25 protein-coding genes are annotated in these 21,790 nt (G+C 47.1%); 6 read left to right on the top strand and 19 right to left on the bottom strand.

What is annotated here, in order from left to right; translation table 11 throughout:
* Window position 1 precedes the first annotated feature (1 nt).
* The 8 genes from ACXAD6_RS07340 to ACXAD6_RS07305 all read right to left on the bottom strand — a co-directional run bounded on the left by ACXAD6_RS07340 (window position 2) and on the right by ACXAD6_RS07305 (window position 7,347).
* The gene (locus ACXAD6_RS07340; RefSeq protein WP_474968323.1) at window positions 2–937 is read right to left on the bottom strand and encodes an ABC transporter permease; all 936 of its coding nucleotides are present in this window, start codon (window positions 935–937) and stop codon (window positions 2–4) included.
* A 15-nt stretch (window positions 938–952) separates the two neighbouring features.
* On the bottom strand, window positions 953–1,777 hold the full coding sequence (locus ACXAD6_RS07335) for a M55 family metallopeptidase (protein WP_474968322.1): 825 nt from the start codon (window positions 1,775–1,777) through the stop codon (window positions 953–955).
* Between the two features lie 198 nt (window positions 1,778–1,975).
* Window positions 1,976–2,416 (bottom strand): nucleoside deaminase, encoded by a 441-nt coding sequence (locus tag ACXAD6_RS07330; RefSeq protein WP_474968321.1) that lies wholly within the window; start codon window positions 2,414–2,416, stop codon window positions 1,976–1,978.
* Between the two features lie 339 nt (window positions 2,417–2,755).
* On the bottom strand, window positions 2,756–3,004 hold the full coding sequence (locus ACXAD6_RS07325) for a hypothetical protein (RefSeq protein ID WP_474968320.1): 249 nt from the start codon (window positions 3,002–3,004) through the stop codon (window positions 2,756–2,758).
* A 74-nt stretch (window positions 3,005–3,078) separates the two neighbouring features.
* Window positions 3,079–3,483, bottom strand: coding sequence for a hypothetical protein (locus tag ACXAD6_RS07320; protein ID WP_474968319.1), 405 nt, complete (start codon window positions 3,481–3,483; stop codon window positions 3,079–3,081).
* Between the two features lie 68 nt (window positions 3,484–3,551).
* A complete protein-coding gene (locus ACXAD6_RS07315) occupies window positions 3,552–4,388 on the bottom strand; it encodes a phytoene/squalene synthase family protein (RefSeq protein ID WP_474968318.1) in 837 nt (278 codons plus the stop codon).
* 2 nt (window positions 4,389–4,390) lie between these two features.
* Window positions 4,391–5,866, bottom strand: coding sequence for a phytoene desaturase family protein (locus ACXAD6_RS07310; protein ID WP_474968317.1), 1,476 nt, complete (start codon window positions 5,864–5,866; stop codon window positions 4,391–4,393).
* On the bottom strand, window positions 5,863–7,347 hold the full coding sequence (locus ACXAD6_RS07305) for a phytoene desaturase family protein (RefSeq protein ID WP_474968316.1): 1,485 nt from the start codon (window positions 7,345–7,347) through the stop codon (window positions 5,863–5,865). The genes ACXAD6_RS07310 and ACXAD6_RS07305 overlap by 4 nt, the downstream gene beginning before the upstream one ends.
* Before the next feature lie 263 nt (window positions 7,348–7,610).
* On the opposite strand from ACXAD6_RS07305, the gene ACXAD6_RS07300 reads away from it, so the two are divergent.
* On the top strand, window positions 7,611–7,814 hold the full coding sequence (locus ACXAD6_RS07300; RefSeq protein ID WP_474968315.1) for a hypothetical protein: 204 nt from the start codon (window positions 7,611–7,613) through the stop codon (window positions 7,812–7,814).
* A 75-nt stretch (window positions 7,815–7,889) separates the two neighbouring features.
* Window positions 7,890–8,012 (top strand): YjcZ family sporulation protein, encoded by a 123-nt coding sequence (locus tag ACXAD6_RS07295; protein ID WP_084162986.1) that lies wholly within the window; start codon window positions 7,890–7,892, stop codon window positions 8,010–8,012.
* 337 nt (window positions 8,013–8,349) lie between these two features.
* On the opposite strand, the gene ACXAD6_RS07290 is transcribed toward ACXAD6_RS07295, so the two are convergent.
* From ACXAD6_RS07290 to ACXAD6_RS07255, 8 genes are all read right to left on the bottom strand, one after another.
* Window positions 8,350–9,708 carry a TrkH family potassium uptake protein gene (locus ACXAD6_RS07290; protein ID WP_474968314.1) on the bottom strand — a complete coding sequence of 453 codons (1,359 nt, stop codon included), beginning with the start codon at window positions 9,706–9,708 and terminating at the stop codon, window positions 8,350–8,352.
* A gap of 167 nt (window positions 9,709–9,875) precedes the next feature.
* Window positions 9,876–10,301, bottom strand: a complete 426-nt coding sequence (locus ACXAD6_RS07285; RefSeq protein ID WP_474968313.1) for a YwpF-like family protein — start codon at window positions 10,299–10,301, stop codon at window positions 9,876–9,878.
* An 82-nt stretch (window positions 10,302–10,383) separates the two neighbouring features.
* Window positions 10,384–11,397, bottom strand: a complete 1,014-nt coding sequence (gene moaA / locus ACXAD6_RS07280; RefSeq protein ID WP_474970378.1) for a GTP 3',8-cyclase MoaA — start codon at window positions 11,395–11,397, stop codon at window positions 10,384–10,386.
* A 12-nt stretch (window positions 11,398–11,409) separates the two neighbouring features.
* A complete protein-coding gene (locus ACXAD6_RS07275; protein WP_474968312.1) occupies window positions 11,410–12,678 on the bottom strand; it encodes a molybdopterin molybdotransferase MoeA in 1,269 nt (422 codons plus the stop codon).
* A 432-nt stretch (window positions 12,679–13,110) separates the two neighbouring features.
* On the bottom strand, window positions 13,111–13,239 hold the full coding sequence (locus ACXAD6_RS07270) for a hypothetical protein (RefSeq protein ID WP_474968311.1): 129 nt from the start codon (window positions 13,237–13,239) through the stop codon (window positions 13,111–13,113).
* Window positions 13,240–13,343: 104 nt separating this feature from the next.
* Window positions 13,344–13,475 carry a hypothetical protein gene (locus tag ACXAD6_RS07265; RefSeq protein WP_474968310.1) on the bottom strand — a complete coding sequence of 44 codons (132 nt, stop codon included), beginning with the start codon at window positions 13,473–13,475 and terminating at the stop codon, window positions 13,344–13,346.
* A 113-nt stretch (window positions 13,476–13,588) separates the two neighbouring features.
* Window positions 13,589–13,729, bottom strand: coding sequence for a hypothetical protein (locus tag ACXAD6_RS07260; protein WP_474968309.1), 141 nt, complete (start codon window positions 13,727–13,729; stop codon window positions 13,589–13,591).
* Between the two features lie 369 nt (window positions 13,730–14,098).
* Window positions 14,099–14,635, bottom strand: coding sequence for an HD domain-containing protein (locus ACXAD6_RS07255; RefSeq protein ID WP_474968308.1), 537 nt, complete (start codon window positions 14,633–14,635; stop codon window positions 14,099–14,101).
* A 154-nt stretch (window positions 14,636–14,789) separates the two neighbouring features.
* On the opposite strand from ACXAD6_RS07255, the gene ACXAD6_RS07250 reads away from it, so the two are divergent.
* Both ACXAD6_RS07250 and ACXAD6_RS07245 read left to right on the top strand, forming a co-directional pair.
* Window positions 14,790–15,530: an SDR family NAD(P)-dependent oxidoreductase gene (locus ACXAD6_RS07250; protein ID WP_474968307.1), complete on the top strand. Its 741-nt coding sequence runs from the start codon at window positions 14,790–14,792 to the stop codon at window positions 15,528–15,530.
* A 71-nt stretch (window positions 15,531–15,601) separates the two neighbouring features.
* The gene (locus ACXAD6_RS07245) at window positions 15,602–15,934 is read left to right on the top strand and encodes a hypothetical protein (protein WP_474968306.1); all 333 of its coding nucleotides are present in this window, start codon (window positions 15,602–15,604) and stop codon (window positions 15,932–15,934) included.
* Between the two features lie 468 nt (window positions 15,935–16,402).
* Here the strand turns inward: ACXAD6_RS07245 and ACXAD6_RS07240 are convergent, their stop codons facing one another.
* Window positions 16,403–17,788 (bottom strand): MFS transporter, encoded by a 1,386-nt coding sequence (locus ACXAD6_RS07240; RefSeq protein ID WP_474968305.1) that lies wholly within the window; start codon window positions 17,786–17,788, stop codon window positions 16,403–16,405.
* A 155-nt stretch (window positions 17,789–17,943) separates the two neighbouring features.
* Between ACXAD6_RS07240 and ACXAD6_RS07235 the strand changes: the two genes are divergently transcribed.
* Window positions 17,944–18,510: an FAD-dependent oxidoreductase gene (locus ACXAD6_RS07235; RefSeq protein ID WP_474968304.1), complete on the top strand. Its 567-nt coding sequence runs from the start codon at window positions 17,944–17,946 to the stop codon at window positions 18,508–18,510.
* A gap of 43 nt (window positions 18,511–18,553) precedes the next feature.
* On the opposite strand, the gene ACXAD6_RS07230 is transcribed toward ACXAD6_RS07235, so the two are convergent.
* Complete coding sequence (locus tag ACXAD6_RS07230) at window positions 18,554–20,074, bottom strand: glycine betaine uptake BCCT transporter (RefSeq protein WP_474970377.1); 1,521 nt, start codon at window positions 20,072–20,074, stop codon at window positions 18,554–18,556.
* 152 nt (window positions 20,075–20,226) lie between these two features.
* On the opposite strand from ACXAD6_RS07230, the gene ACXAD6_RS07225 reads away from it, so the two are divergent.
* Complete coding sequence (locus ACXAD6_RS07225; RefSeq protein WP_474970376.1) at window positions 20,227–20,607, top strand: SET domain-containing protein; 381 nt, start codon at window positions 20,227–20,229, stop codon at window positions 20,605–20,607.
* 228 nt (window positions 20,608–20,835) lie between these two features.
* On the opposite strand, the gene corA is transcribed toward ACXAD6_RS07225, so the two are convergent.
* Window positions 20,836–21,786: a magnesium/cobalt transporter CorA gene (corA, locus tag ACXAD6_RS07220; protein ID WP_474968303.1), complete on the bottom strand. Its 951-nt coding sequence runs from the start codon at window positions 21,784–21,786 to the stop codon at window positions 20,836–20,838.
* Window positions 21,787–21,790: the final 4 nt, after the last annotated feature.

The raw sequence follows: 21,790 nt of genomic DNA, 5'->3' as shown, positions 1-21,790 counted from the left end.
ATCAGCTGCTCCCCCCTTCCTTATGAAGTTTGATGCGCGGGTCTAAAAAGCCATAGGCAATATCAACAAGGAACAGCATGAATACGAGAAAAGCGCTGTAAAATACGGTCGTTCCCATAATGACTGGATAGTCCCTCTGGTTGATCCCTTCTACGAAATATTTGCCCATACCTGGAATAGCGAAGATTTTTTCGATAACAAAAGTGCCTGTTAAAATTCCTGCAAGGAGGGTCCCCATAATGGTCACGACCGGCATCAAGGCATTTTTCAATGCATGTTTCACAACGACCTTATAGGGAGAAAGCCCTTTGGCACGGGCTGTTTTTATGTAGTCCTGGGTCAAGGTTTCCAACATGCTCGATCGTGTCAGCCTGGCGATAATCGCCATCGGCCCTGTTGCAAGGGCGAGTACAGGGAGAACCATATGAGCAGGAGAACTCCAGGTCGCTGCCGGAAGCCATTCCAGCTGTACAGCCAGCTGTTGGATCAGCATGGTAGCCAGGACAAAGTTTGGAATGGAAATGCCGAGAACGGCGATAGTCATGGCCATGTAATCAATCAGATGGTTATGTTTTAAAGCCGCAAACACTCCGAGAGCCACCCCGGATACCAGCGCGATCAGAACCGTCCAGATTCCGAGTTCAGCTGAGATAGGAAAACCACGGCCAAGCAGAGAATTCACCGTTTCGGTCGGCTGCTTGATCGAAGGACCAAAATCAAGAGTGATGATGGATTTTAAATAAAGCACATACTGGACAGCGAGCGGTTCATTCAAGTGGTAATGCTCCTCCAGATTCTGCTGAACCGCTGCATTAGTGGTCCTTTCTTCGTTAAACGGTGATCCTGGAATCAAGTTCATCAGGAAGAATGTTAACGTAGCGATAATAAAAACGGTAACAACCATGTAAACCAAACGTTTCACTATGTATGTAACCAATCGTTTTTCCTCCCCTCAGCTTGATGTCGCCTGCATCGCAAGTTCTGTCATGACGAGCATCGCCTGGTAGGCTTCCAGTAGATCGACGGACTTAAAATGAACCGTTGTTGAACCTGGTTCAAGTGTGGTTCCCGGCATCAAATGGGCCCATTCTGCCTGTCCATAGTTCATGAATTCAATTTTCAGCTCAGGGTGTGCTACTGTCGTGAGCGGCTTTATTTCCCCCCGTCTATTTATGGCAAGTGCGGTTCGCTCCCGGAGAAGCTCACCGGCTTTTTTCGGTGTGAGGCTTTTCACGGCTGTACGGGAGATGGTCTCTTTCACAGGTGCCGTCACGATGTTCGGCACCAGGTCTTCGGCTTCAGCTGCTGCACAATCATCACCAGCCACCATCAGGACAGGCACGCCGTAGTAGCCGGCCATCAAAGCATTGAACCCCAGTTCTCCAACGGGTTTGTCGTTAATGAAAAAGTGACGCACTCCAAACGTCATGGAATGGGAAAGCACCCCTTTTTGGGCCGCTCTTGCGTGATAGCCGATAAACACCGCGCCGTCAAAGCCCGCATCAAGTCCCTGAACCATTGAATAAGGTTTCGCACTTCCGGTAATAAGCGACACATCCGGATGGATTTCATCAATAAGCAGGTTATTCATTTTAGAATGACTGTCGTTGACGAGAATCTCAGTGGCCCCATTTCGAAATGCTTCTTCAATCACATGATTCGTTTCCTGTGTCATGATTTTTCTAGCGCGTTCATAATTGTGTTTGGACGAATCGACAAAGGTGTGATCGGGAACCCCAGTAATTCCCTCCATGTCGACAGAAAGATACAGCTTCATACAGTTCTTTCCTCCCTAGTCATTATGTGTTAATATTTCTAATTTTCTCATAACTTTACCAATAAAAAGGAATAATTTCAAGAAGGAAAACGAACTATGAAATATTATTTCAAACCGCAGAATCCCTCGATTCCTCGGCAAAACAGCCGGTGTTCGACAAAAAGGGATGCAAAAAACCGCTGGATTTTCCAGCGGTTTTCAACTAAAAAGCTCTATTCCTTCCCGATTCAACACGTTCCCTTTCACCGACGGTTGATGGGGGCTGTTTTTGAAAACGTCTTGACAGGGCACCATGATTCCCGAGCCTGTCTTCTCAGCCATCTGCTTATTTGAAGCGCTGTATACCACCCGGCGGACGCTGGAAAACACGATAGCACCGGCGCACATGACGCACGGCTCACAGCTTGTGTACAACGTATAGTCACTCAAGTCTGTCCCCCCTGTTTCCCGGCAGAAACGCCTGATTAAGGCAAGCTCTGCATGATGGGTGGGATCGCTGTTTGTATGCACCTGGTTTCCTTCCTCCATGATAACAGCACCCTCTTTCACGAGAAGGGCACCAAACGGCGCATTTCCTTGTTTTTTAGAACGGCGGGCTATGATAAGCGCCCGCTGAATCATCTCTTCATCCTTCGTCATTATCCAATCCCTCCTGTCTAGTCCTTTTGTTCCTTGTTGTGTTCCCTTTTATTCCCTTCACCACCCATTAAAAAAAGAGACGGATGCTATTCGTCTCTTTTCTAAAGTAATCGGATGTGTGTAATTTTAGTTTCAGGAAACTTTCTCAAATGGCTTTCCCGGGCTTGTTCCCGGTGAGCAGCAAACACGGGAACACGTTTGACTACACCAGATTTTGCCTGATAGTAGATCAAATACTTCTCCTGCATCAGGACGCTCCTTTCTATAAACAACAGATCGTAGTTACAAGTATCTGCTATATTATAGAAAACTATACCTGTGGACGCCCCGGCGCATGAATCATCCGCTTTCCCTTTTTGTCCAATCGACTGCGGAACGAATCCCGCCTGACACCCCCGCTCCGGCAAGAAAGATCATCCCATAGGAGGCCAGCAGGAGCGGTCCCGGAATACCCGAAGAAACAACGGCTCCGCATGCGGAGCCGATGCCGATAGCAGAGATCCATAAAACTAGAACATTCTTCAATATCTTATTCAAGCACAGTCCTGACACGAATAAGCCTCCTGCTATCCATAACACAAGCGTCATATAGCTTCCCCCTTTTTCTATGCCGCCCTGGTCTTGTCCTATAAGGGAAGCAGCGGTCATTCCTCCGCCCACTGCTAATCGTGATAGCCTTCTGCTGTTTTACCAGATCCTGGTTTATTCCACAGCTCATGAAAGGCCCAGTATGGACGTCCATCTTCATAGTAAAAAAGCACAGAGTTTGACTCTGTCACCAGCCCTTTTCCTTCGTACCGCCAGTCCATCAGCCATGCTGTTTTCAGCCTTCGGATAGCTTCTGTGTCGGTAAGACGGGTGTGTACGGCAACAATTCTTAAAGGCGGTGCAACTGACACCCCTTTAATTTCCTTGACCGGTTCCCACAACTGTTCCATCAGACGTACTTTTTCCAACCACCGCAGACCTCGGCTTTTCTTTTCATGCCCATCCTGTTTTTTCTGCATCCATAAACCGATTCCCCAGCAAATGAGAAGCAGGGCACTGACTATCGATAATATTCTCACTCGTATTCCCCTCTATCAGCTTATGCGGGCAGAACAGGATCCTTTCCTACATAAAAAAAGAAGCAGCATCACTGCATTTCTGCAATGATCTGCTTCTTCTGCTTGTCCGAAACGTAATTCCGGCGGCCGAACACTTGGTAATCATTTTTTCGAACGGTGGGAAGGATCGCACGATACATCTTCGCCGCTCCCCCCACAGGAGCTCTGGAATACACCGGATAATCGGGAATGGTTTTCAAAGCCCTCTCGTAATAGGTTTCTGCGTCATGAGCCAGGTCCTCCCACATTTGTATGAAGGCGGTATTTACTTTTCCATTCTGCAGATCCCGAGAGGTATAACCATAGGATTCCATGACTTGTGTCGGTAAGTATACACGGTCAATTTCCACATCTTCTCCAATATCCCGCAGGATGTTGGTCAACTGCATCGCATAACCGAGTTCAACAGCCCCCTGCCTTAAAGAAGCCGTACGCCCGGGAGCAATGACAGGCAGCAGCATCAGACCAACGGTACTCGCTACATGATAGCAGTAGTCAAGAAGATCTTCCTTCGTCTCAATCAAAGTCGGATACAGGTCCATCCGCTGCCCCTTGATCATATCGTAATATGGGTCCGGATCTATAGAAAAACGTCGGAAAACGTCGTCCAGAGCGAGCCAGCACGGATCATTCAGTTCAAGCTTTCCCTCAAGGAATTGGTCAAATTCAAAGGCGAACGCCTCCAGCTCTGCTTTCGGGTTCGTCCCTTCATCAACAATATCATCCACACGCCGGCAGAAAGCATAAATGGCCCAGACAGCCCTTTTCTGCTGCCTGGGCAGCATAGCGAATGCTTTGGAAAATGTCTTGGAATGTTCTTCGATAATCCTTCGACAATGATGGTATGCTTGATTCAAATCCGTCATCATTAAACACCTCGCTTGTAATTATGCCTTTTTTTAGACCCATATTGCAAATAATCTGCCAACAATTTTGCTCCCTGCATAACAATAGGGACGCCACCGCCGGGGTGAACAGACGCTCCGACAGCATATACATTCCTGACCGGATAAGGCTGAAGCTGTGGTCGGAAGACACCGGATTGGAACAGGGTGGGGGCAATCCCGAAGCTGCCGCCTTCAAACAAACCGTCTCTTGCCGCTTCCTCAGGAGAACGGACATGCATCCATTCGATATGGTTTCGGAGTTCAGGGAAACCGCGGGCTTCCATTTCATCCAGGACGTGCTCGATCAATGCTTCTTTTCCGTTCCAGTCCACGTCCTTTCCAGCTGGTACTGGAATCAGCGTATACAATACCCCTTTTCCTTCCGGAGCCAGGGAGCCGTCGATAATGGATGGGTGGAACGTGTAAAAGGATGGTTCATCAGGAAGCACTTTATCCATAAATACCTGTTTCATATGATGGTCGAAATCAGACGTCATGAAAAACTGGTGCATCGTGTTGTTTTCATAAATACGGTCAAGACCCATATAGAGGAGGAGACATCCGGATGAAGCCGTATATTTTCTATTCAGACGCTTCTTCTCGGGCATCAGTTTATCCATTAATGGAAAGTCACCATTCAGGATATATTCATCAAAAGAACGTGTTTCTCCATTGACGGTAATGGAAGAAGCTTCTCCCCCCTCCACCTCCACATGGCTCACTTCCGCATTCGTGTGTATCGAAACGCCGCGGCGTTCCAATTCCTTTTGTATGATCTCCACAAGGTGGGCGTACCCTCCTTTGACATACCAGATCCCGTGTTCATGCTCACTGTAGGAAACGAGCGAATACATCGCCGGAGACTGCTCGGGGTGACCGCCGATGTACAGCGTCTGGAGTGTGTACGCTTCTACAAGACGTTCATCATCGAAGTACGTCCGCATCATCTTCTTCACATTTTGATAAGCTTTCAGTTTCATCAGCGTTTTGATGTTCTTCCCCGAAAAGAACGTCCGTTTTTCGACAAAAGACTTTTCAAGAAACTGTGCTTTTCCCTGCAGGAACCTCGTTTTCATGTCCTGAAGGAACCGGTCGAAATGCTGTTCGTTCCCTGCAAATTTCGCTTCCAGTTCTTCCTTCTGAAGAGCTGGATTTCTATGTTTCGTATAGATGGACCCATCCTTAAAGTGAATATGATATAACGGATCACACGGTTCCATAGGGATTTCCTCTCTCGGAATTCCCGCCTCCTCCATAATGGTGAGCAGCATTTCTGGCAGAAGGACGATGGTCGGGCCCTGGTCAATCTTGAAACTGCCGTGACGCTCATAAGTTAAACGCCCGCCTAGAAAATCGTTCTTCTCAAAAATCGACACGTGTCGTCCTTCCTGTTTGGACAAGTACAAAGCGGTCACAAGTCCGCCTATTCCTCCTCCGACAATGGCTGTACGTCTCATACCGGCTCCACCTCTTTCTCGGTAATCCATCCGGTGGTGATTCGTGCCGATTCCAAAATCGTAGGAAGACCGCTTCCCGGGTGCGTTCCTCCTCCCACAAGCCAGCAGTGATCCAGCTCCTGGAATCGGTTGTGAGGGCGGAAGTACATCATCTGCGACAGTTGGTGACCAAGACTGAACGTAGCTCCCTGATGAACAAAATGGTCCGTTTCCCATTGTTTCGGTGTCAGAACTTTCTCGACGACGATATGATCCCGAATGTCTGAAAAGCCGGTTTTCGCTTCTATTTCGTCAAAGACCAATTGTTTAAAAGTATCTTCCTTATCCTCCCAGTCGATTTCAGAATAATTGTTCGGTACAGGGGCCAGAATGTAAACAGCCGAATGACCTTCGGGTGCCAGTGTATCATCCGTGACACTGGCGTTATGAATATAGATGGAGGGTTCATCGGATAAAACGAGGTCTTTGGTCATTTCCTCCACATTCTTCTTATAATCTTCGGCGAACAGGATCGTGTGATGGGGCATTTCATACTTTTTGTCCAGCCCGACATAGATCATAAAAGTGGAACAGGAGAATTTTTTATTCTCCAGCTTCTTCTTCGAATGCTTGCGGAGGACGCCGTCATCAACGAGTTTCGTCATGGCCTCTGCAAAATCGGCGTTGATGATGTATTCGTCCGCCTTCACAATTTCGCCGGAATCCAGTTCCAGGCTCGAAATGGCCTGATGATCTGTATGGATTCGTTTTACTCCACTGTTCAAATGGATCTTCCCACCGTGTTCTTCTGTCACTGCGGCCATCGCCTTGGAAAGCTGATTGACGCCTCCAATGGGATGAAATACGCCCCATTCGTGTTCCATGTACGAGAGAATGGAAAAAGCTCCCGGGCATTCCCACGGAGACATGCCGAGATATTTAGCCTGGAATGTAAAGGCTATTTTCAACTTCTCATCCGTAAAGTAGTCGGAGAGGACATCGTACACGGATTTACCCAGTGACAACTTCGGCAGGGCTTTCAACGCCCGTTTGGAAACATAGTCCGTCAGACGGTTATGTTTCGTCTGCAGCAGCGGCATCAGCGCCTGCATCTTCTCCCCTGTCTCCTCCATAAACCGCTCATACCCGTGTTCATTTCCAGGGAAATGTTTCTGGATGACTTCCACCATCTTCTGCCGATCGCGATACATCGGGATGCGTTTCCCATCAAACTGCAGCTCATACATTGGTGCCAGTTCTTTTAAATCGAGATAATCATGGACGTTCCTCCCTGACATCTCAAAGATCTCCTCCATGATCTGCGGCATACTTAAAAATGTCGGTCCAATATCAAACGTATATTCTCCTAAAGAAAAATGACCGTTTCGTCCTCCTACAAACGGCTGTTTTTCATAAACGTCTACGTCGTACCCTTTTGCGGCTAAAATCATAGCCGATGCAAGCCCTCCGGGGCCGGCACCAATCACAGCGATCTTTTTCATTACGTTCACCTTCTCTTATGTGACATCTATTGTGCAATCATTATACAAAATATGTACAAAGCCGGCTATTCAATGTACTTCCTCAATGTGCCGGTCTTTTTTCCTATACACATGATGTACCCTTCTTCGTTGTTCTATAACCTACATAAGAGCATTCACATTAATTATTTTCGACACATGTGTCAAAAAACCTTCTCCTCTACCGATTTTAACGGGATAAAATCATGAATTATGGGAAAAATACAGCCGAAGGAGGACTGTCTATGTATGCAAACCAAAGAATTTCGGGACCTTATTACCCTTCTCATTCGACTCAGCATCCGCCCCATAACCAGTATAACAATGAACAGATAAACCACTGGTGCGAAGAGCTCGACCAATGCAGCCATCAGCAGAAGCAGCAGGCTGATGCCCTTCACCAAAGGAGCAGCATTACGAAGTTATCTCCACCGACATTTATGAACTGATCTTTCTGGGTGAATGACCATACACAACAGCCTCCCTCTGCATAGGCTACGAATGTAACAACAGGAGGTGAGCTTATGTACGGAGGCTATCCTTACGGAGGAAGACAATGCCACAGACCTTGCTACCGCAACAACTTTGCTTTAATCGTCGTATTGTTCATCCTGCTTATTATTGTAGGTGCAGCATTTTACTGCTGATGGGTTGGTCATAAACTGCCGCAGTGAGATCAGGCGGCCGGGCCGGTCTGAAAAGAAAATTCGGGAACAGGAGGGTATGTCATCTCCCTGTCCCCTTTCTACAGACTCATCCTATACCTTATTAAAAAAGAACACAGCCCAAGCGCTGTGTTCTTTGTCTTTATCTGCAGCATCAAAACCGTGTGCGTTGGGAATAGCTGCCCGCTGCATGATCGGCGCCGTGGACGATTTCCACGGTTACCATAAGGAACAGGAGTAGATCCTGAATCCGGCTTTGAACCTATTCTTCCACCGGTCAGGATGAATTTGAATGCTCAAGCATTCAGCTTCCTGTTGTTTATCCAATGATGATTCTTTCTCTCGGATAATGGTAATTTCCCCTGGCATCGTTTTTCTGGAACGTAAACAAGAATGTCAACAGACCTATTCTTCCTAAGAACATAAGGAGCATTAACACACACTTCCCGAATGTTGTCATTCCAGGGGTGATCCCCAGGGATAACCCGACGGTTCCGAATGCAGATGTTACTTCAAATACAAGTTCATTCAAAGTAAATGGTTCTGTAATCGTTAATGTAATCACAGCGCTCAGACAGACAAATAGAGCAACAATTAAAACGACAACGGCTTTATTCAAGTCTTCCGGATGAACCTCACGACGGAAAATGCGGATGTTATTTCCTCCGCGGGCAAAAGTGAGCACAAAAATGACCACAAGAGCAAAAGTTGTCGTTCGAATCCCGCCTCCGACACTGCTTGGAGACGCCCCGATAAACATCAGCGAGGACATGAACAACTGGGTCTGCTCTGTAAACTGGTTGATATCCAGCGTGGATAAGCCGCCGCTCCGTGTGGTGACGGATTGAAAAAGCGCATAAAAGAATATTTCATGCCAGGTCTTATCAGCAAAGAAATGATTGAACTCAAGCAGGACAATCATGATCGTCCCGAACACAACCAGGACAAAAAATGTCAGGGTTGTAAGCTTGGCAAACAAGGAAAAACGAATCGTCTTCTCCTCCTGATTTTGGAGGAGATACTGCTTCACCTCAATCAAGACGGGAAAGCCGATCGCCCCTGCGATAATCAAAATCATATTAATGAACTGGACAAAGTAGTCATCCTTAAAGAGGACGAGCGACTGTCCTGTAATATCAAAACCACCGTTGGTCATGGCACTGATTGTCCCGAAAAATCCTTGAAGGTAAGCTTCCCCGGGATCGAAATACTGGAGGTAGTACGTACCCAGCACTAAAAATCCAATCAATTCGATTAAAAGCACTACGAGGACAATTTCCTTCACAAGCCGTACCATTCCCTGGAAGGAGGTCTGATTCTGATCGGTCATGATCAAACGCCGTTCCTTCAGGCCGATCTTCTTCCCGAGGACAAGCCAGATCAGTGTTCCAAGCGTCATGACGCCAATCCCGCCAAGCTGCAGGACGATAGCGAGGATGAATATGCCCGGTGTACTGAAAGTCTCGGCTGTAGGGACCGTTGTCAACCCTGTTACACTGACAGCACTGACAGCTGTAAATAATATATCAATAAAATCCAACTTCACGCCGTCCTGGTGAGCTACAGGCAGAGCGATCAAGATGGAAGATATGGTCACAGCGAGCAGGTAATACACTGCAATCAACTGAAATGGTGTTAAATCGTTAAGCCACCGCAGGCCTTTTCTTCTCACCCACATACTAAAACTCCTTTTGATGCTGCTTTTTCTGTTCGATGATGACCATCATTCATAGTATAGCAGGATAATCGACATAATACTTCCATGATTTATGAATTTACAAAAGCTGATAAAAGAAGCACATAGAAGGCGTCTGGGGGGGATCCCAGACGCCTCTGTCCGTTCAATTAAGCTTTCGATTCGCTGCCTTTCTGCTTGAACTGCTCCAACAGATCCTCCCCTTGATATCCTTCATCAAGCAGCTGTTTGAGCACTTTTTCAACCTGTTCCTGTTGACGATCCATCATCGTTCCCATGAAAATGACATTCATTGAACCACCAATTTCATTAAAATCGATCGGTTTGACCATAAACGTAGCGGGACGGTTTGTCTGTTTCGTAATCTTCGCCTGGATAATAATCTCATCCCCGTTCCGGTACATATCCTCAAAAAAGGAACGGTAGCTGTTATCCATGTAGGCCTCAATCACCCAGCGCCCGTGATCATCTTCACGGTTGATGATTAAACCATCCTGCAGCTTGATTCTCCGCTGCGTAATGTCTTCGTTCTTCTCTTCGACAATGTCCAATGAAATCAATTTAAAGGTTTTCATCCGAATGACCTCCGGGATTCATCATTATAACTCATTATAGAGGAAAAGGAGGGGGTGAGAAAAGCCTGAATCTTACTTTTTTCTATCCTCCGATGTAGGACATTTCAATTTTCCGCTCTTTCATCGGTTTTCCCCGGGCTCTGTCAGCCGAGTATTGATCGGCACGTCCTTCCCATACAGCCATCAAATAATCGGTCAGGTCCTCGTCACTCCAATTCTCCCGCAGACGTCCACGCAGATCGTATCCTGAATCCGCAAACAGGCAGGTATACAGCTGCCCGTCTGCTGACAAACGGGCTCTCGTGCAGCTGGAGCAGAATGCTTCAGTAACCGATGAAATGATGCCGATTTCCCCTGACCCATCTTCATATTGATAACGGGAGGCCACTTCTCCGTAATAATTAGCTTCTGCCGGAATTAAAGGCATCTCCTCATGAATAGCATCAACGATGGCTTTTTTTGATACGACGGCATCCATATTCCACCCATTATGGTTTCCGACTTCCATAAACTCAATGAATCGAAGGTTGTCCCCCGTCTTTTTAAAGTAACGGGCCATCGGAAGAATCTGATCCTCATTCATTCCTTTTTTTACGACCATATTTATTTTAATTCCCAGTCCAGCCTTTCTCGCGGCTTCAATTCCACGCAGGACCGGATCCGTATGAACTCCTCGGCCGTTGGTTTTCTTGAACACTTCATCTTCAATGGCGTCAAGACTGATGTTCACCCGGTCTAGTCCCGAGGCCTTCAATTTTTCTGCCTGCTTCACAAGCATCACCGCATTCGTCGTCAAAGCGATATCTTTGATTCCGTCAATTTCCCGGATACGCCGGATGAGTACATCCAGATCCTTTCTGAGCAGAGGTTCCCCTCCGGTCAGACGGATTTTTTCGACACCGAACTGGGCAAAGATGTGGACAAGACGTATGATCTCATCAAAGTTGAGCCGCTCTTTTTCCGGCATAAATAAATAATCCGGTCCAAAAATCTCGGCAGGCATGCAATAGCTGCAGCGGAAATTGCATTTATCAATAACAGATATCCGCAGATCTTTAATCGGCCTTCCTAGTCGGTCTATGATACGGGAATCGATAGGATCACCCCTTTAAAATTGTGTTTGACCCGTCTGGTCTTCCAAAAGGACGGCTTCCACCATGTCCCCTTTGCTGTATCCCCTTGTACCGCCTCTTAAGACGATGAAAACATCTGTATGGGCCAGTGAGGTCACAACGGCTGATTTATCCATGCCGGCGGGATAAACGACGACTTTCCCCTCTTCGTAGTGCAGTTTCCCACGGACGAACCTCATAAATGGATTGGCTTTCTTGAAATCCTCACCAAGAACAGCCTGCACCCGGGTGTGATAGGGACGTGTGTTCCCCATAAAATGCTGAAGGATCGGATGGACAAATAATTCATACCCGACATAGCAGGCCGAAGGATTTCCGCTCAGTCCATACAGCAGTTTTCCGTGATGCTCTGCGACCGTTGTGACACTCCCCGGTCTCATCGCCACCTTATTGAATAAGACTTCCGCATCCAGCTTTTCGTAAATATCCGGCATCAGATCATAATCCCCGACAGAGACGCCCCCTGTTGTCACCAATACATCGTAATCTCCAAGAGCACTGGAGACCGCTTCATAGCAGGAATCAAAATCATCATCCAGTTTTCCTAAATATGTACACGCTGCCCCGGACCTCTGCAACTGAGCCTGAATCATAGATGCATTGGAATTGCGGATCTTCCCAGGTTCCAGAGGTTCATCCACTTCCAGCAGTTCTGTACCTGTGGCAAAAACACCTACCCTGGGTTTTTTATATACGCTGATTTCAGAATAACCGAACGTGGCCAGCAGGGCTTGGACCCCCGGATTTATTTTAGCTCCTTCCGGTACGAGCACTTCTCCCTGCTCTGCTTCCGAGCCTTTCTGAATTACATTCTGCCCTGCATCCATCCTCCTCTTAAGCGTCATAACCGGGTGCCCTGTTTGATCTTCTCCCGTGGTGCAGATTTCAAACATAGCTACGCAGTCCGCCCCCTGTGGGATTTCAGCACCTGTCATTATTCTGACGGCCTCCCCCGGCCGCAGCTCCCTTGAAGCCCGGTGTCCTGCAGCCACCGTTTCTATAACCTGGAACGTTCCCGGATTTTCGCGGGACAGGTCTTTTGTATCCGCTGAAGACAAAGCAAAACCGTCGTAAGGAGATTTATGAAAAGGAGGTACGGCATGAGTGGCAGATACATCTTCTGCCAGCACTCGTCCACCACTTTCATGAAGGAATTTCTTTTCCACCCCGCCCTTTCGTTTATACTGCATGACCCTTTCCACAGCATCCAGGACGGGAAGAGGTGTTCTATGTAAATGTGCCATCTATTTCTTTCCTTTCTGTGATCCGGTAAAATGGATACGCTTCTTAGAACATAAAGCATTTTTCCAACTTTTTCAAAGGTTGTCGAATGTAATCATTTTTTCCCTTTACAGACGATTCTGAAACATATGGACAGCCCATGTTTTCTTACGGACCTTACGTTATAGATCGATGATACCGGAACCTTGTGTGTGATGGGCCTGCTGCGGAAGTAATTACCGACAGGCTCCTCCAGTCAGATTCAGGAGAAAGGGATTCCCCCCTTCCCCTGAATCATGCAGAGAGATCATCAAACACGTCTACCATGAGGCACCTCTGTCCCTACTTCACAGAAGAAGAACAAGGATCATCCCTTGGTATTGGATAACCATAAGAAAAAGGCTGCCGGTGTATGTACCGGCAGCCTTTATACAGCTCACCCTGTCATTGTTCTGTTAGATGGGGTCATAGACATTGACGACGTGGTTCACGGCTGTCTCCCCCTGATCTCTGCCACGTCCTCGTTTACGTTCTGCTGGTTTCTTTCTGCCGGTTTCAGCAAGTTTTTTATTCCCTGAAGCCATCTCGACTCCCTCCCCTCGTCCTTATTCTTCACCGCTCTACATTTCAATATGATACCAAAATCAGGATACGCCAAAGAAAAACCCCTGCACAGCAGGGGTTTGCATCATATGTGGTATTTGGATTTCACATCATTGATCTTCTTCCCAATCGCGCGGGCACGCTGGATGGAGTGATCCATGTTTTTACGACTGGTCCGTTCAATAACAATCGTAAACATCAGCATATTCAATCTCATCGTTCTACCTCCTCTTTGTAATGAGGCTAATCCGTATCCTTCTCCGCATTGAACCAGCTCATAAAGACCATCTTGAATGTCTGTGTCATTGTTTATTCTCCTCCTTCTTGTATTTACACGTAGCGGTTAAAAGCGGATGATTTACGGTCGAGCCATTCGTCTTTGACTGTGGGTTGGTACCCGGGAACCGGCTGCAGACGCTGCTGCTTCTTTTTGGTCACATGAATCGTAAACAGGAAAAAATGAATCGTCATAGGTGTCAACTCCTTCATAAATATAGTGTAATTTTATATCAAAAGAGTAAAATTACTCTTTGACAGCATAAGAAAAAGCCGCAGGAGGTCTGCGGCTTTTCAACATTCAAATCCATTAAAAAAGCCACAGGAATACAATATGCACCTCCTGCGGCTATCATGATTCATTGTAGGTAAAATAGTCGTTGGTCTCAGAAATTATTCCGAGCGCAGGTCGATGGTATGAAATTATTCAGGAAAACCGTTTTTGTGTTTTTCATGATTTCCGACCTCGCTTTCTGAGAATTTTTTCTTACAATGGAAAGTATATAGGGCTTTTTTCCAATTGTAAACCTTTTTGTGTAAATCATTTGACTTTTCTGAAACGCTTCATACAGATTCAGGATCCTTCTCATCGAAAAAGGCTTCGATTTTCTGGTCCAGTTCGTGCAGACGTTTCAATGCTTCACTTTTATCCATTTCCTTATAATGATGCAGCCCCATCGGCTGTTCATCTTTTTCATCGGCCTTGGCGACCACATGCTGGAGCGGGGTTCTTTTTTCATCCAGTCCAAACGGAAGGTAGCTGTCCGTATGCAGAAGAACAGCGACGGATACATCCTTCGCAGTCAGCCGGTCTTCCCCAAGCCGGATCAGCAGTTTATGAGCCCTCTCTGCTCCTTTGATGGCATGGATGTCATGTCGGCGGTATTCATCATAATCCCATTTCCCATCCCTGTACCATTCATAGTGCCCCATATCATGAAGCAGGGCTGATTTCGCTGCAAGATCTGGATCCACTCCTTTTTCAACCGCCATATCAAACGCATAACCTGCCACGGTGACCGCGTGATGAATGCCTGAGCGTTGAAGATACTTTTGTGTTATTCTGTGCTTAAATACATCTACCAGGGTAACACGAGCCATACGATCACCTCCGTCGATTTCCAGTCTCTCCCTGATATGGTGGGCTCTACGGGAGAGAACGTGCATCCTTTTGTTAAAAAAAAGCTTATCATGAGGCTTGCTTTTGAACAAGGCTGAAAAGCTATTCCAATCTAGAGAAAAAGGTGGACAACCCATGAGCGAACGCAATGAAACCGTCCTGATCACAGGTGCGGCAGATGGAATTGGTTTTGGGACAGCAAGATTTTATGCAGAAAAAGGCTTTCAGGTCATCGGGGTGGATAAGGACCGGGAAAAAGGAAAAGAAGCACTCGAAAGCCTTCCCGGAGGAAGAGGCGCTTTTTATTATTGTGATGTCAGTGACCCGGATAGTACAGCGGAGCTTTTTCAACAGTTGAATGAAGACAGCCGTTCCTTTTCGATCCTTATCAATAATGCCGGAGAAAGCACCTTTACATCCATGTTCGAGTTGTCTGTGGAAGATTGGGACCGGATACTGAATACCAACCTCCGCAGCGTATTTCTCTTTTCCAAGCTCGCTGCAGCACTGTGGAAAAAGAATGGGACGAACGGAAGAATCGTAAATATGGCTTCCACGAGAGCTTTGATGAGTGAGCCGGATTCAGAAGCCTATGCAGCCAGCAAAGGCGGCATTACAGCGCTGACTCATGCCATGGCCTCTTCCCTGTCTCCGTGGTCCATCCGGGTCAACTGCATCAGCCCCGGCTGGATCCACACAGGCTCCGAGGAGTTGACAGAAGGTGACCACCTCCAGCATTTATCCAATCGTGCAGGCCGGACGATGGATGTGGCGAAAGCCTGCTTTTACCTGACCGATCCGGAGAACGATTTTGTGAATGGGGAAAACCTTGTGGTCGATGGTGGAATGACACGGAAAATGATATATGAAGAGTAAATGCGTCGATGTTTAGTATAAACAGCACCGGGGTAACGTTATATCAACAAACTAATACGGAGGTGACGACAGTGAATGAGCTGTCATCTTACCAGATTCAGTTGAACCGTCCTTTAAAAACGAATGAAATCATGAAGGTGCACCATACCGTCAAACAGCATGGATGCGACTTATACATCCATCAGAATCAATTGATTGCAGATGCCGGACACCTTCCCAAAATGTTGTCTTTTTTCCTATTCATGAATATAGATGACCCATTCGTGCTGATCATTGACGGCCGCTGTGTAGAAGATGTATACGAGGAGATCACCGCATTTCTTGACGACACCATCGTAAACAGTGTCTGCCGCAGGAAATACAGTTCTTCCATGGTCACGGACGAAACATCCATCCCTGTTTAACAGGCATACTTACCGCTTTACGCAATCATCACTCTTTTATCATACGAAATGAAAAAGAACCCGCTCCTTATAAGGAGCGGGTTCTTTGGCTGTCGAAAAAGCGTGTGTTAACCAGTTAGAGTTTTCCATTTGTCGTGGGAAGGGTCACTTTCCGCTTGCGTGGAAAAGAAAAAGGAAAAGCACAGCCGCTGATACGGCTGCCTGCCGGAATCTAAAAAAGACTCTCCTCCATCCAGTAAAGTTGAGCTGGGTGAAGGAGAGTCTTTGTCGATGTTAAAGAACTCCCAAGGAGCGGTGCCCCTTCCACTCCTGCGGAAGAACGAGTGGGCCGAGATCGCCGAGCGTGGGTGTTGCGAGGAAGCTCGGGCGCTCGTCCGCGGAAAGGGAAGGGGCTTTCGCTCCTGGCGGCAAGAAAGAAAAAAGCTTGTAAAGAAACAGAGATTTCTCTACAAGCTGTGAACCCGCTCCTTATAAGGAGGCGGGTTCTTCTTGTGCTGCCGGCTTTTTCGTTTTGTTGTAGTTCAGCCTGAACTGAATGAAACCAACGGCAATGATGACAGCAAAAACTAAAAAGACGTTACTGTAAATGGCTGTGTTCCCGTTAAATCCAAGCACATTTATAGGTTGGAAAGGGTCATACAGATCCAATGCTTTTCCGATGACCGCTCCACTTAAAGCTCCTGAGACAAAGTTCAATAGATTAAACACACCCATCCCGACCCCTGTTTCATTTTTATGAAGCAGGTTGGCCAGAATATCGGCAGAAGAAGCCTGAACGAGCGGGAAGCTCATGTATGAAATAATGATAGCGGCACTCAACACATACGGATGGGCACCGACGAGGGTGGACAGAACGGCAAATCCCGTGATCAACAGCGTTAAAGCAAGATAAAGGACAAAGGTATTCCCTTTGGAATCAACAAGGTTTCCGCCCTTCTGCCCCATCAGGGCCGCACTGATCGCACCAGGGAAAAGAATCAGACCGATGGTCATCGTATCCATCTGGTAGGCATCCCTGAACATAATCGGAAGCATAAACATCATTCCGAACAAGCACACAACACCTAAAAAGCTCGTAACGATCGTCGCTGTGTATTTGACATTCTTAAACAGATGAGGCGGGATAAACGGTTCATCAATCATCTTCATCCGCCAAAGGTTCAAGGCAAAAAACAGGGCGGACACGGCAAAAAGCCACGTCACTCCGAGTGTAATCGCCAGAAGAAGGGTAGAGATGAAACCTCCGATCAAACCAGCACCCACGTAATCGATATATCCCTTCTTCGCTTCTTCCTGAGGCAGATTCTTCCTCAGAAACGGCAGGGTTATGATGATCAGCGCTGATGTCAGGAACAAATAGCGCCAGTCAAGAAAGCCAGCGATAAATCCTCCGGCGATCGGACCGATCCCCGACGCAAAAGCCATGACTGAAGATACAATCCCAAGTACTTTTCCGCGTTCATTCGGAAAATACCGGATGGGAGCCAGGAAAACAAGCGCCGGGATCATCGCACCTCCAAGAGCTTGAATAACACGGGCCATGAGGACCATGGCATAATTCTGGGCAAAGAAACCGAACAGAGACCCCACGGCAAAAACCGTTAGTCCGAACGTAATGAGCGTTCTGTACGGATAATAGTCAGCAAGCTTGCCGTAAGTAAGAGCCCCTACAGCATAAACCATAATATATCCAGTCATTACCCAGCTGACTTCTGACGGCATCAGCTGGTACGTTTTAGCGATATCCGGAACGGCAATATTGAACATTGTCCCGTTCATCACAGACATCATCATGACCGCACAAAGAGAGATCAGTAATCCTCTCGGATTGCGGACCGTTTGTTCTTCACTCATGATCTCTCCTCCTTTTATTTCGCATTCCGAAATGAATCATACGTGACATCTATGGATAAAGCAACGGGGTTGCTCACGAAATATGAAATTTATTTTTTCTAATCATTCCGATATAATTGAATTGTCTACCAATTTCATGTAGAGGAGTGACAGGCATGTACGATATTGCAATCATTGGTGCCGGTCCAGCCGGGGCCGGAGCTGGTCTATTTACAGCGAAAGCAGGTAAAAAAACGCTCGTACTCGATCACGGAAAGAGTATAACCGCAAAAGCCTGGGTCGAGAATCATTATGGGGTGGACGCGATCGAAGGTCCGGCCCTTCTTGAAACGGGACATCAGCAGCTGAAAAAATTCGGAGCGGAGTTAAAGTCTGAAGAAGTGACTAATCTTTCCTTTAAGGATGGCGCCTATTATGAAATCACAACTACGGAAGGCAGCTATGAGTCGGAACATCTCCTGTTTGCTACCGGAATGTCCGTGAAGGCGGCTGAACAGCTTGGCGTAAAGACGACCGATGGCACCGAACCGCGGGTCGCTAAAATCATTGAAACAGACCAGCATGGGCGTACATCCCTCCCGAAAGCTTGGGCAGCCGGGACAGTTGCTGGAAAAAGTGTACACACCATCATTACAGCCGGCCACGGTGCAGAAACAGCCGTCAATATCATCAGCGAATTGAACGGAAAACGGTATGTCGATCACGATATCCTGAAGAACTGAACAAAACGGAACCCCACAGCCCTGTACCGGCCGTGGGGTTCTTCTATTTATCTTTATGTGGCGGGTTGAACCGGCCGACGCCCAGTTCCCTTCCTTCCTTATAAATCGCCTTGATAAAGCTGATAACCATCAGCAGCATAATAATGGAAAACGGCAGCGCAGCAATGATCATCGTGTTCTGCAGAGCCTGCAGGCCTCCCGTGTATAGAAGAGCAACCGCTGTTGCGGAAAGAAGCACGCCCCACGTCAGTTTGATAGAAGTTCCCGGAGTCTCCGATCCCCCTGTCGTCATCATCCCGAGGACAAATGTCCCGGAATCCGCAGAGGTAATGAAGAAGGTTGCCACAAGCGTCATGGCTGTAATGGAAGCCAGCCAGCTGAGCGGGAGATTTTCAAATACTCCGAACAGGGATTCTTCAGCTGTCAGTTCCGATATCATACGAAGACCGCTGTGCTCCATGTCAATCGCTGTCCCCCCGAATGTGGAAAACCACAGGAACCCGATAATCGAGGGTACAACGAGGACCGTAAAGACAAACTCCCGGATGGTCCGGCCTCGGGAAACCCTTGCGATGAATACACCGACGAACGGACTCCAGGCAATCCACCAGGCCCAGTAGAACAATGTCCACGCGTCAATCCAGTCTCTCGTCTCGGCATTTAACGGAGCAATCCGGAAGCTCATCATCGGCAGATTCTGCACATACGTACCAATTGAGTTCGTAAATAAGTTCAAAATAAACATGGTCGGCCCAAGGATGAAGACGAGCAGAAACAGCAGACTCGCCAGTCCCATATTGGCATTACTGAGAATTTTAATTCCTTTTCCAAGTCCTGACCAGGCGGAAATCATGAACAAGACCGTCACGACAGCGATAATGATAAATTGGACAAGAATGCCGGATGGAAGGTCAAACAAGTACGAAAGACCTCCGTTTATCTGAACGGCTCCAAACCCAAGGGTGGTTGCAACCCCGATTACAGTAGCGATCACAGCCAGAATATCGATGACCTGGCCGAACGCGCCCTTCGCTGCTTTTTCACCGATCAGCGGCTTCAGTGTCGCACTGATCAGCCCCGGCTGTTCATGACGGAAATTGAAATAAGCGAGCACAAGAGCAACGATGCCATAAATCGCCCACGCATGGATGCCCCAGTGAAAGTACGTAAAGCGCATAGCATCTTTAATTGCCTGCTCAGTTCCTGTCTGCCCTGTCGGTGAACTGACAGCATAATGACTAATCGGCTCCGCTGTTCCCCAGAACACAAGCCCAATTCCCATACCTGCACTAAACAGCATCGCAATCCATGTCGGACGGGAAAATTCAGGCTTATCGTCCTTCTTTCCGAGCTTGATCCTTCCCAAAGGTGTGACTAAAAAAGATAAACAAACGAGAAGAAACAAGGTGACAACAATTAAGTAATACCACCCGAGGGTGTTGGCAATGAGTGTTTTTATGGATGAGGTCGTCTGTTCAAGCGCGTCCGGCCATATGACCCCGAACACGACCAGCACAAGCATAATAGCAGCGGATACTTTAAACACCATGTTGTATTTTTTCAGCAACGGGAATGCTCCTCCCTTGATTTGATGAGTCACGTATAGTATCCAACCGCTTGTTTTTCTTATTCTTTCGAAAGGGAAAGTTGTATTTTTCCCTTCAACCTGTCAGACTAGGGAAGAAGACCGCTCAACAGAAAGTGCAGGTGAACGAAATGATCGAAGTACGGACTTCCACACTGGAAGACGACGAACTGGGACGCGGAATGTTTGCTGTCCGTAATATTCAAAAGGACGAATTGATCCACAGGGCACCGGTTATTCCTTATCCGAACGAAGAACACGAGCATATTGAAAAAACAATGCTTGCCGATTATGCCTTTGAATACGGGGAAAACCATACCGCCTTCGTTCTTGGATACGGGATGATGTTCAATCATTCCTATAAACCGAACGCGAATTATGTCATTAATTTTGATACGCATACGTTTGACTTTTATGCTTATACAGATATCAAAGCGGATGAAGAAATCTTCATTAACTATAATGGTTTCGTCGACGACGACGAACTGCTCTGGTTTGATCAGGAAGATTAAAGTCAAAAGCGCCTGGAGGTGATCTCCAGGCGCTTTTTTTCGTTTATCGAGGCCGGCGTTCTTCCATATCAATGGAGATTTCCAAAGGGTTCCACATGCTTTCATCTCCTTTGTTTTGTAGTTATCTCCAGTATAGAACGCCCCCCTCATTTCCATAACGGCCGGACGAGTGAACTTTTCTCCTCCTTAAGACGGAAAAAAGACGGAGATTCATTCTCCGCCTTTTCCTTAATCAAACCATCCTTTATTTTTGAACCAGAAGAACATGCTTGCAGCAACACCGATCATAATGATCCAGACGATCAGGTAGCTGTATTGGAATCCAAGCTCCGGCATATGTTGAAAGTTCATGCCATACACCCCGACGATGAATGTCAAAGGCATAAAGATGACACTGATGACGGTCAAAATCTGCATTGTCCGGTTCGTCTCATGGGAGTTTAAAGACATATAGCTGTCCCGGATATCCTGCGTCATTTCCCTGTTGGACAAAATCATATCTGCCACTTTGATCAGGTGGTCATGGATATCCGCAAAGTATTCCCTCCGCTCGAACACCCCTTCCAAATGATGAGAGTTCAAAATCCGATACAAAAGATCGCGCATCGGGTGAACCGTCTGCCTTAATGTCAACAGTTCCCCCCTCCTGTCAAACAACTGCTCCAGCAGCTTTTCCATCGACAGGTTTTTCGTATTGTCCTCAATATCATTGATATGATCTTCAATTCCGTAAATGATCGGGAAATAGTTATCGACCACTTTATCCAGAATCTGATGGAAAATATAATATTCATCCACCTGGGTGAAATCGCGCGTCCGTTTTACGATAGTATGCGCTTGATCCAGGGGGGCGTTCTTTTCCTTATGAAAGGTGACGATGGAACATTCCCCGAGAAAGATATCCACTTCCTTCCGTTCCAATGTCGTGCTGTCGACTGAATGGATGACGAGAAATGTGTGATCATCATAATAATCCAGCTTCGGCCGCTGCAATCCATGGAGACAGTCCTCCACGGCGAGCGGATGAAAATGGAAATCTGTTTCCAACCGTTTCACTTCATCTTCGGTCGGGGCTTCAAAATCCACCCAGTACCAATCCCACTGCTGGTTATGCAGGTCATCCACCGATAAACCTTCCTTCAGGCCGTTTTCTTTTGAATAGGCCATAACATGAATCATCTTC

It is taken from the genome of Halobacillus sp. ABH2_015, from assembly GCF_056158945.1.
This window is presented reverse-complemented; position numbering and strand designations above follow the sequence as displayed.

Bases quoted from the DNA above. Each gene is read 5' to 3' on its own strand.
- ACXAD6_RS07335 (WP_474968322.1), bottom strand. From the start codon at position 1,777: ATGAAGCTGTATCTTTCTGTCGACATGGAGGGAATTACTGGGGTTCCC.
- ACXAD6_RS07330 (WP_474968321.1), bottom strand. From the start codon at position 2,416: ATGACGAAGGATGAAGAGATGATTCAGCGGGCGCTTATCATAGCCCGC.
- ACXAD6_RS07325 (WP_474968320.1), bottom strand. From the start codon at position 3,004: ATGACGCTTGTGTTATGGATAGCAGGAGGCTTATTCGTGTCAGGACTG.
- ACXAD6_RS07315 (WP_474968318.1), bottom strand. From the start codon at position 4,388: ATGACGGATTTGAATCAAGCATACCATCATTGTCGAAGGATTATCGAA.
- ACXAD6_RS07310 (WP_474968317.1), bottom strand. From the start codon at position 5,866: ATGAGACGTACAGCCATTGTCGGAGGAGGAATAGGCGGACTTGTGACC.
- ACXAD6_RS07305 (WP_474968316.1), bottom strand. From the start codon at position 7,347: ATGAAAAAGATCGCTGTGATTGGTGCCGGCCCCGGAGGGCTTGCATCG.
- ACXAD6_RS07300 (WP_474968315.1), top strand. From the start codon at position 7,611: ATGTATGCAAACCAAAGAATTTCGGGACCTTATTACCCTTCTCATTCG.
- ACXAD6_RS07295 (WP_084162986.1), top strand. From the start codon at position 7,890: ATGTACGGAGGCTATCCTTACGGAGGAAGACAATGCCACAGACCTTGC.
- ACXAD6_RS07290 (WP_474968314.1), bottom strand. From the start codon at position 9,708: ATGTGGGTGAGAAGAAAAGGCCTGCGGTGGCTTAACGATTTAACACCA.
- ACXAD6_RS07285 (WP_474968313.1), bottom strand. From the start codon at position 10,301: ATGAAAACCTTTAAATTGATTTCATTGGACATTGTCGAAGAGAAGAAC.
- ACXAD6_RS07275 (WP_474968312.1), bottom strand. From the start codon at position 12,678: ATGGCACATTTACATAGAACACCTCTTCCCGTCCTGGATGCTGTGGAA.
- ACXAD6_RS07270 (WP_474968311.1), bottom strand. From the start codon at position 13,239: ATGGCTTCAGGGAATAAAAAACTTGCTGAAACCGGCAGAAAGAAACCA.
- ACXAD6_RS07265 (WP_474968310.1), bottom strand. From the start codon at position 13,475: ATGAGATTGAATATGCTGATGTTTACGATTGTTATTGAACGGACCAGT.
- ACXAD6_RS07260 (WP_474968309.1), bottom strand. From the start codon at position 13,729: ATGACGATTCATTTTTTCCTGTTTACGATTCATGTGACCAAAAAGAAG.
- ACXAD6_RS07255 (WP_474968308.1), bottom strand. From the start codon at position 14,635: ATGGCTCGTGTTACCCTGGTAGATGTATTTAAGCACAGAATAACACAA.
- ACXAD6_RS07250 (WP_474968307.1), top strand. From the start codon at position 14,790: ATGAGCGAACGCAATGAAACCGTCCTGATCACAGGTGCGGCAGATGGA.
- ACXAD6_RS07240 (WP_474968305.1), bottom strand. From the start codon at position 17,788: ATGAGTGAAGAACAAACGGTCCGCAATCCGAGAGGATTACTGATCTCT.
- ACXAD6_RS07235 (WP_474968304.1), top strand. From the start codon at position 17,944: ATGTACGATATTGCAATCATTGGTGCCGGTCCAGCCGGGGCCGGAGCT.
- ACXAD6_RS07225 (WP_474970376.1), top strand. From the start codon at position 20,227: ATGATCGAAGTACGGACTTCCACACTGGAAGACGACGAACTGGGACGC.
- corA (WP_474968303.1), bottom strand. From the start codon at position 21,786: ATGATTCATGTTATGGCCTATTCAAAAGAAAACGGCCTGAAGGAAGGT.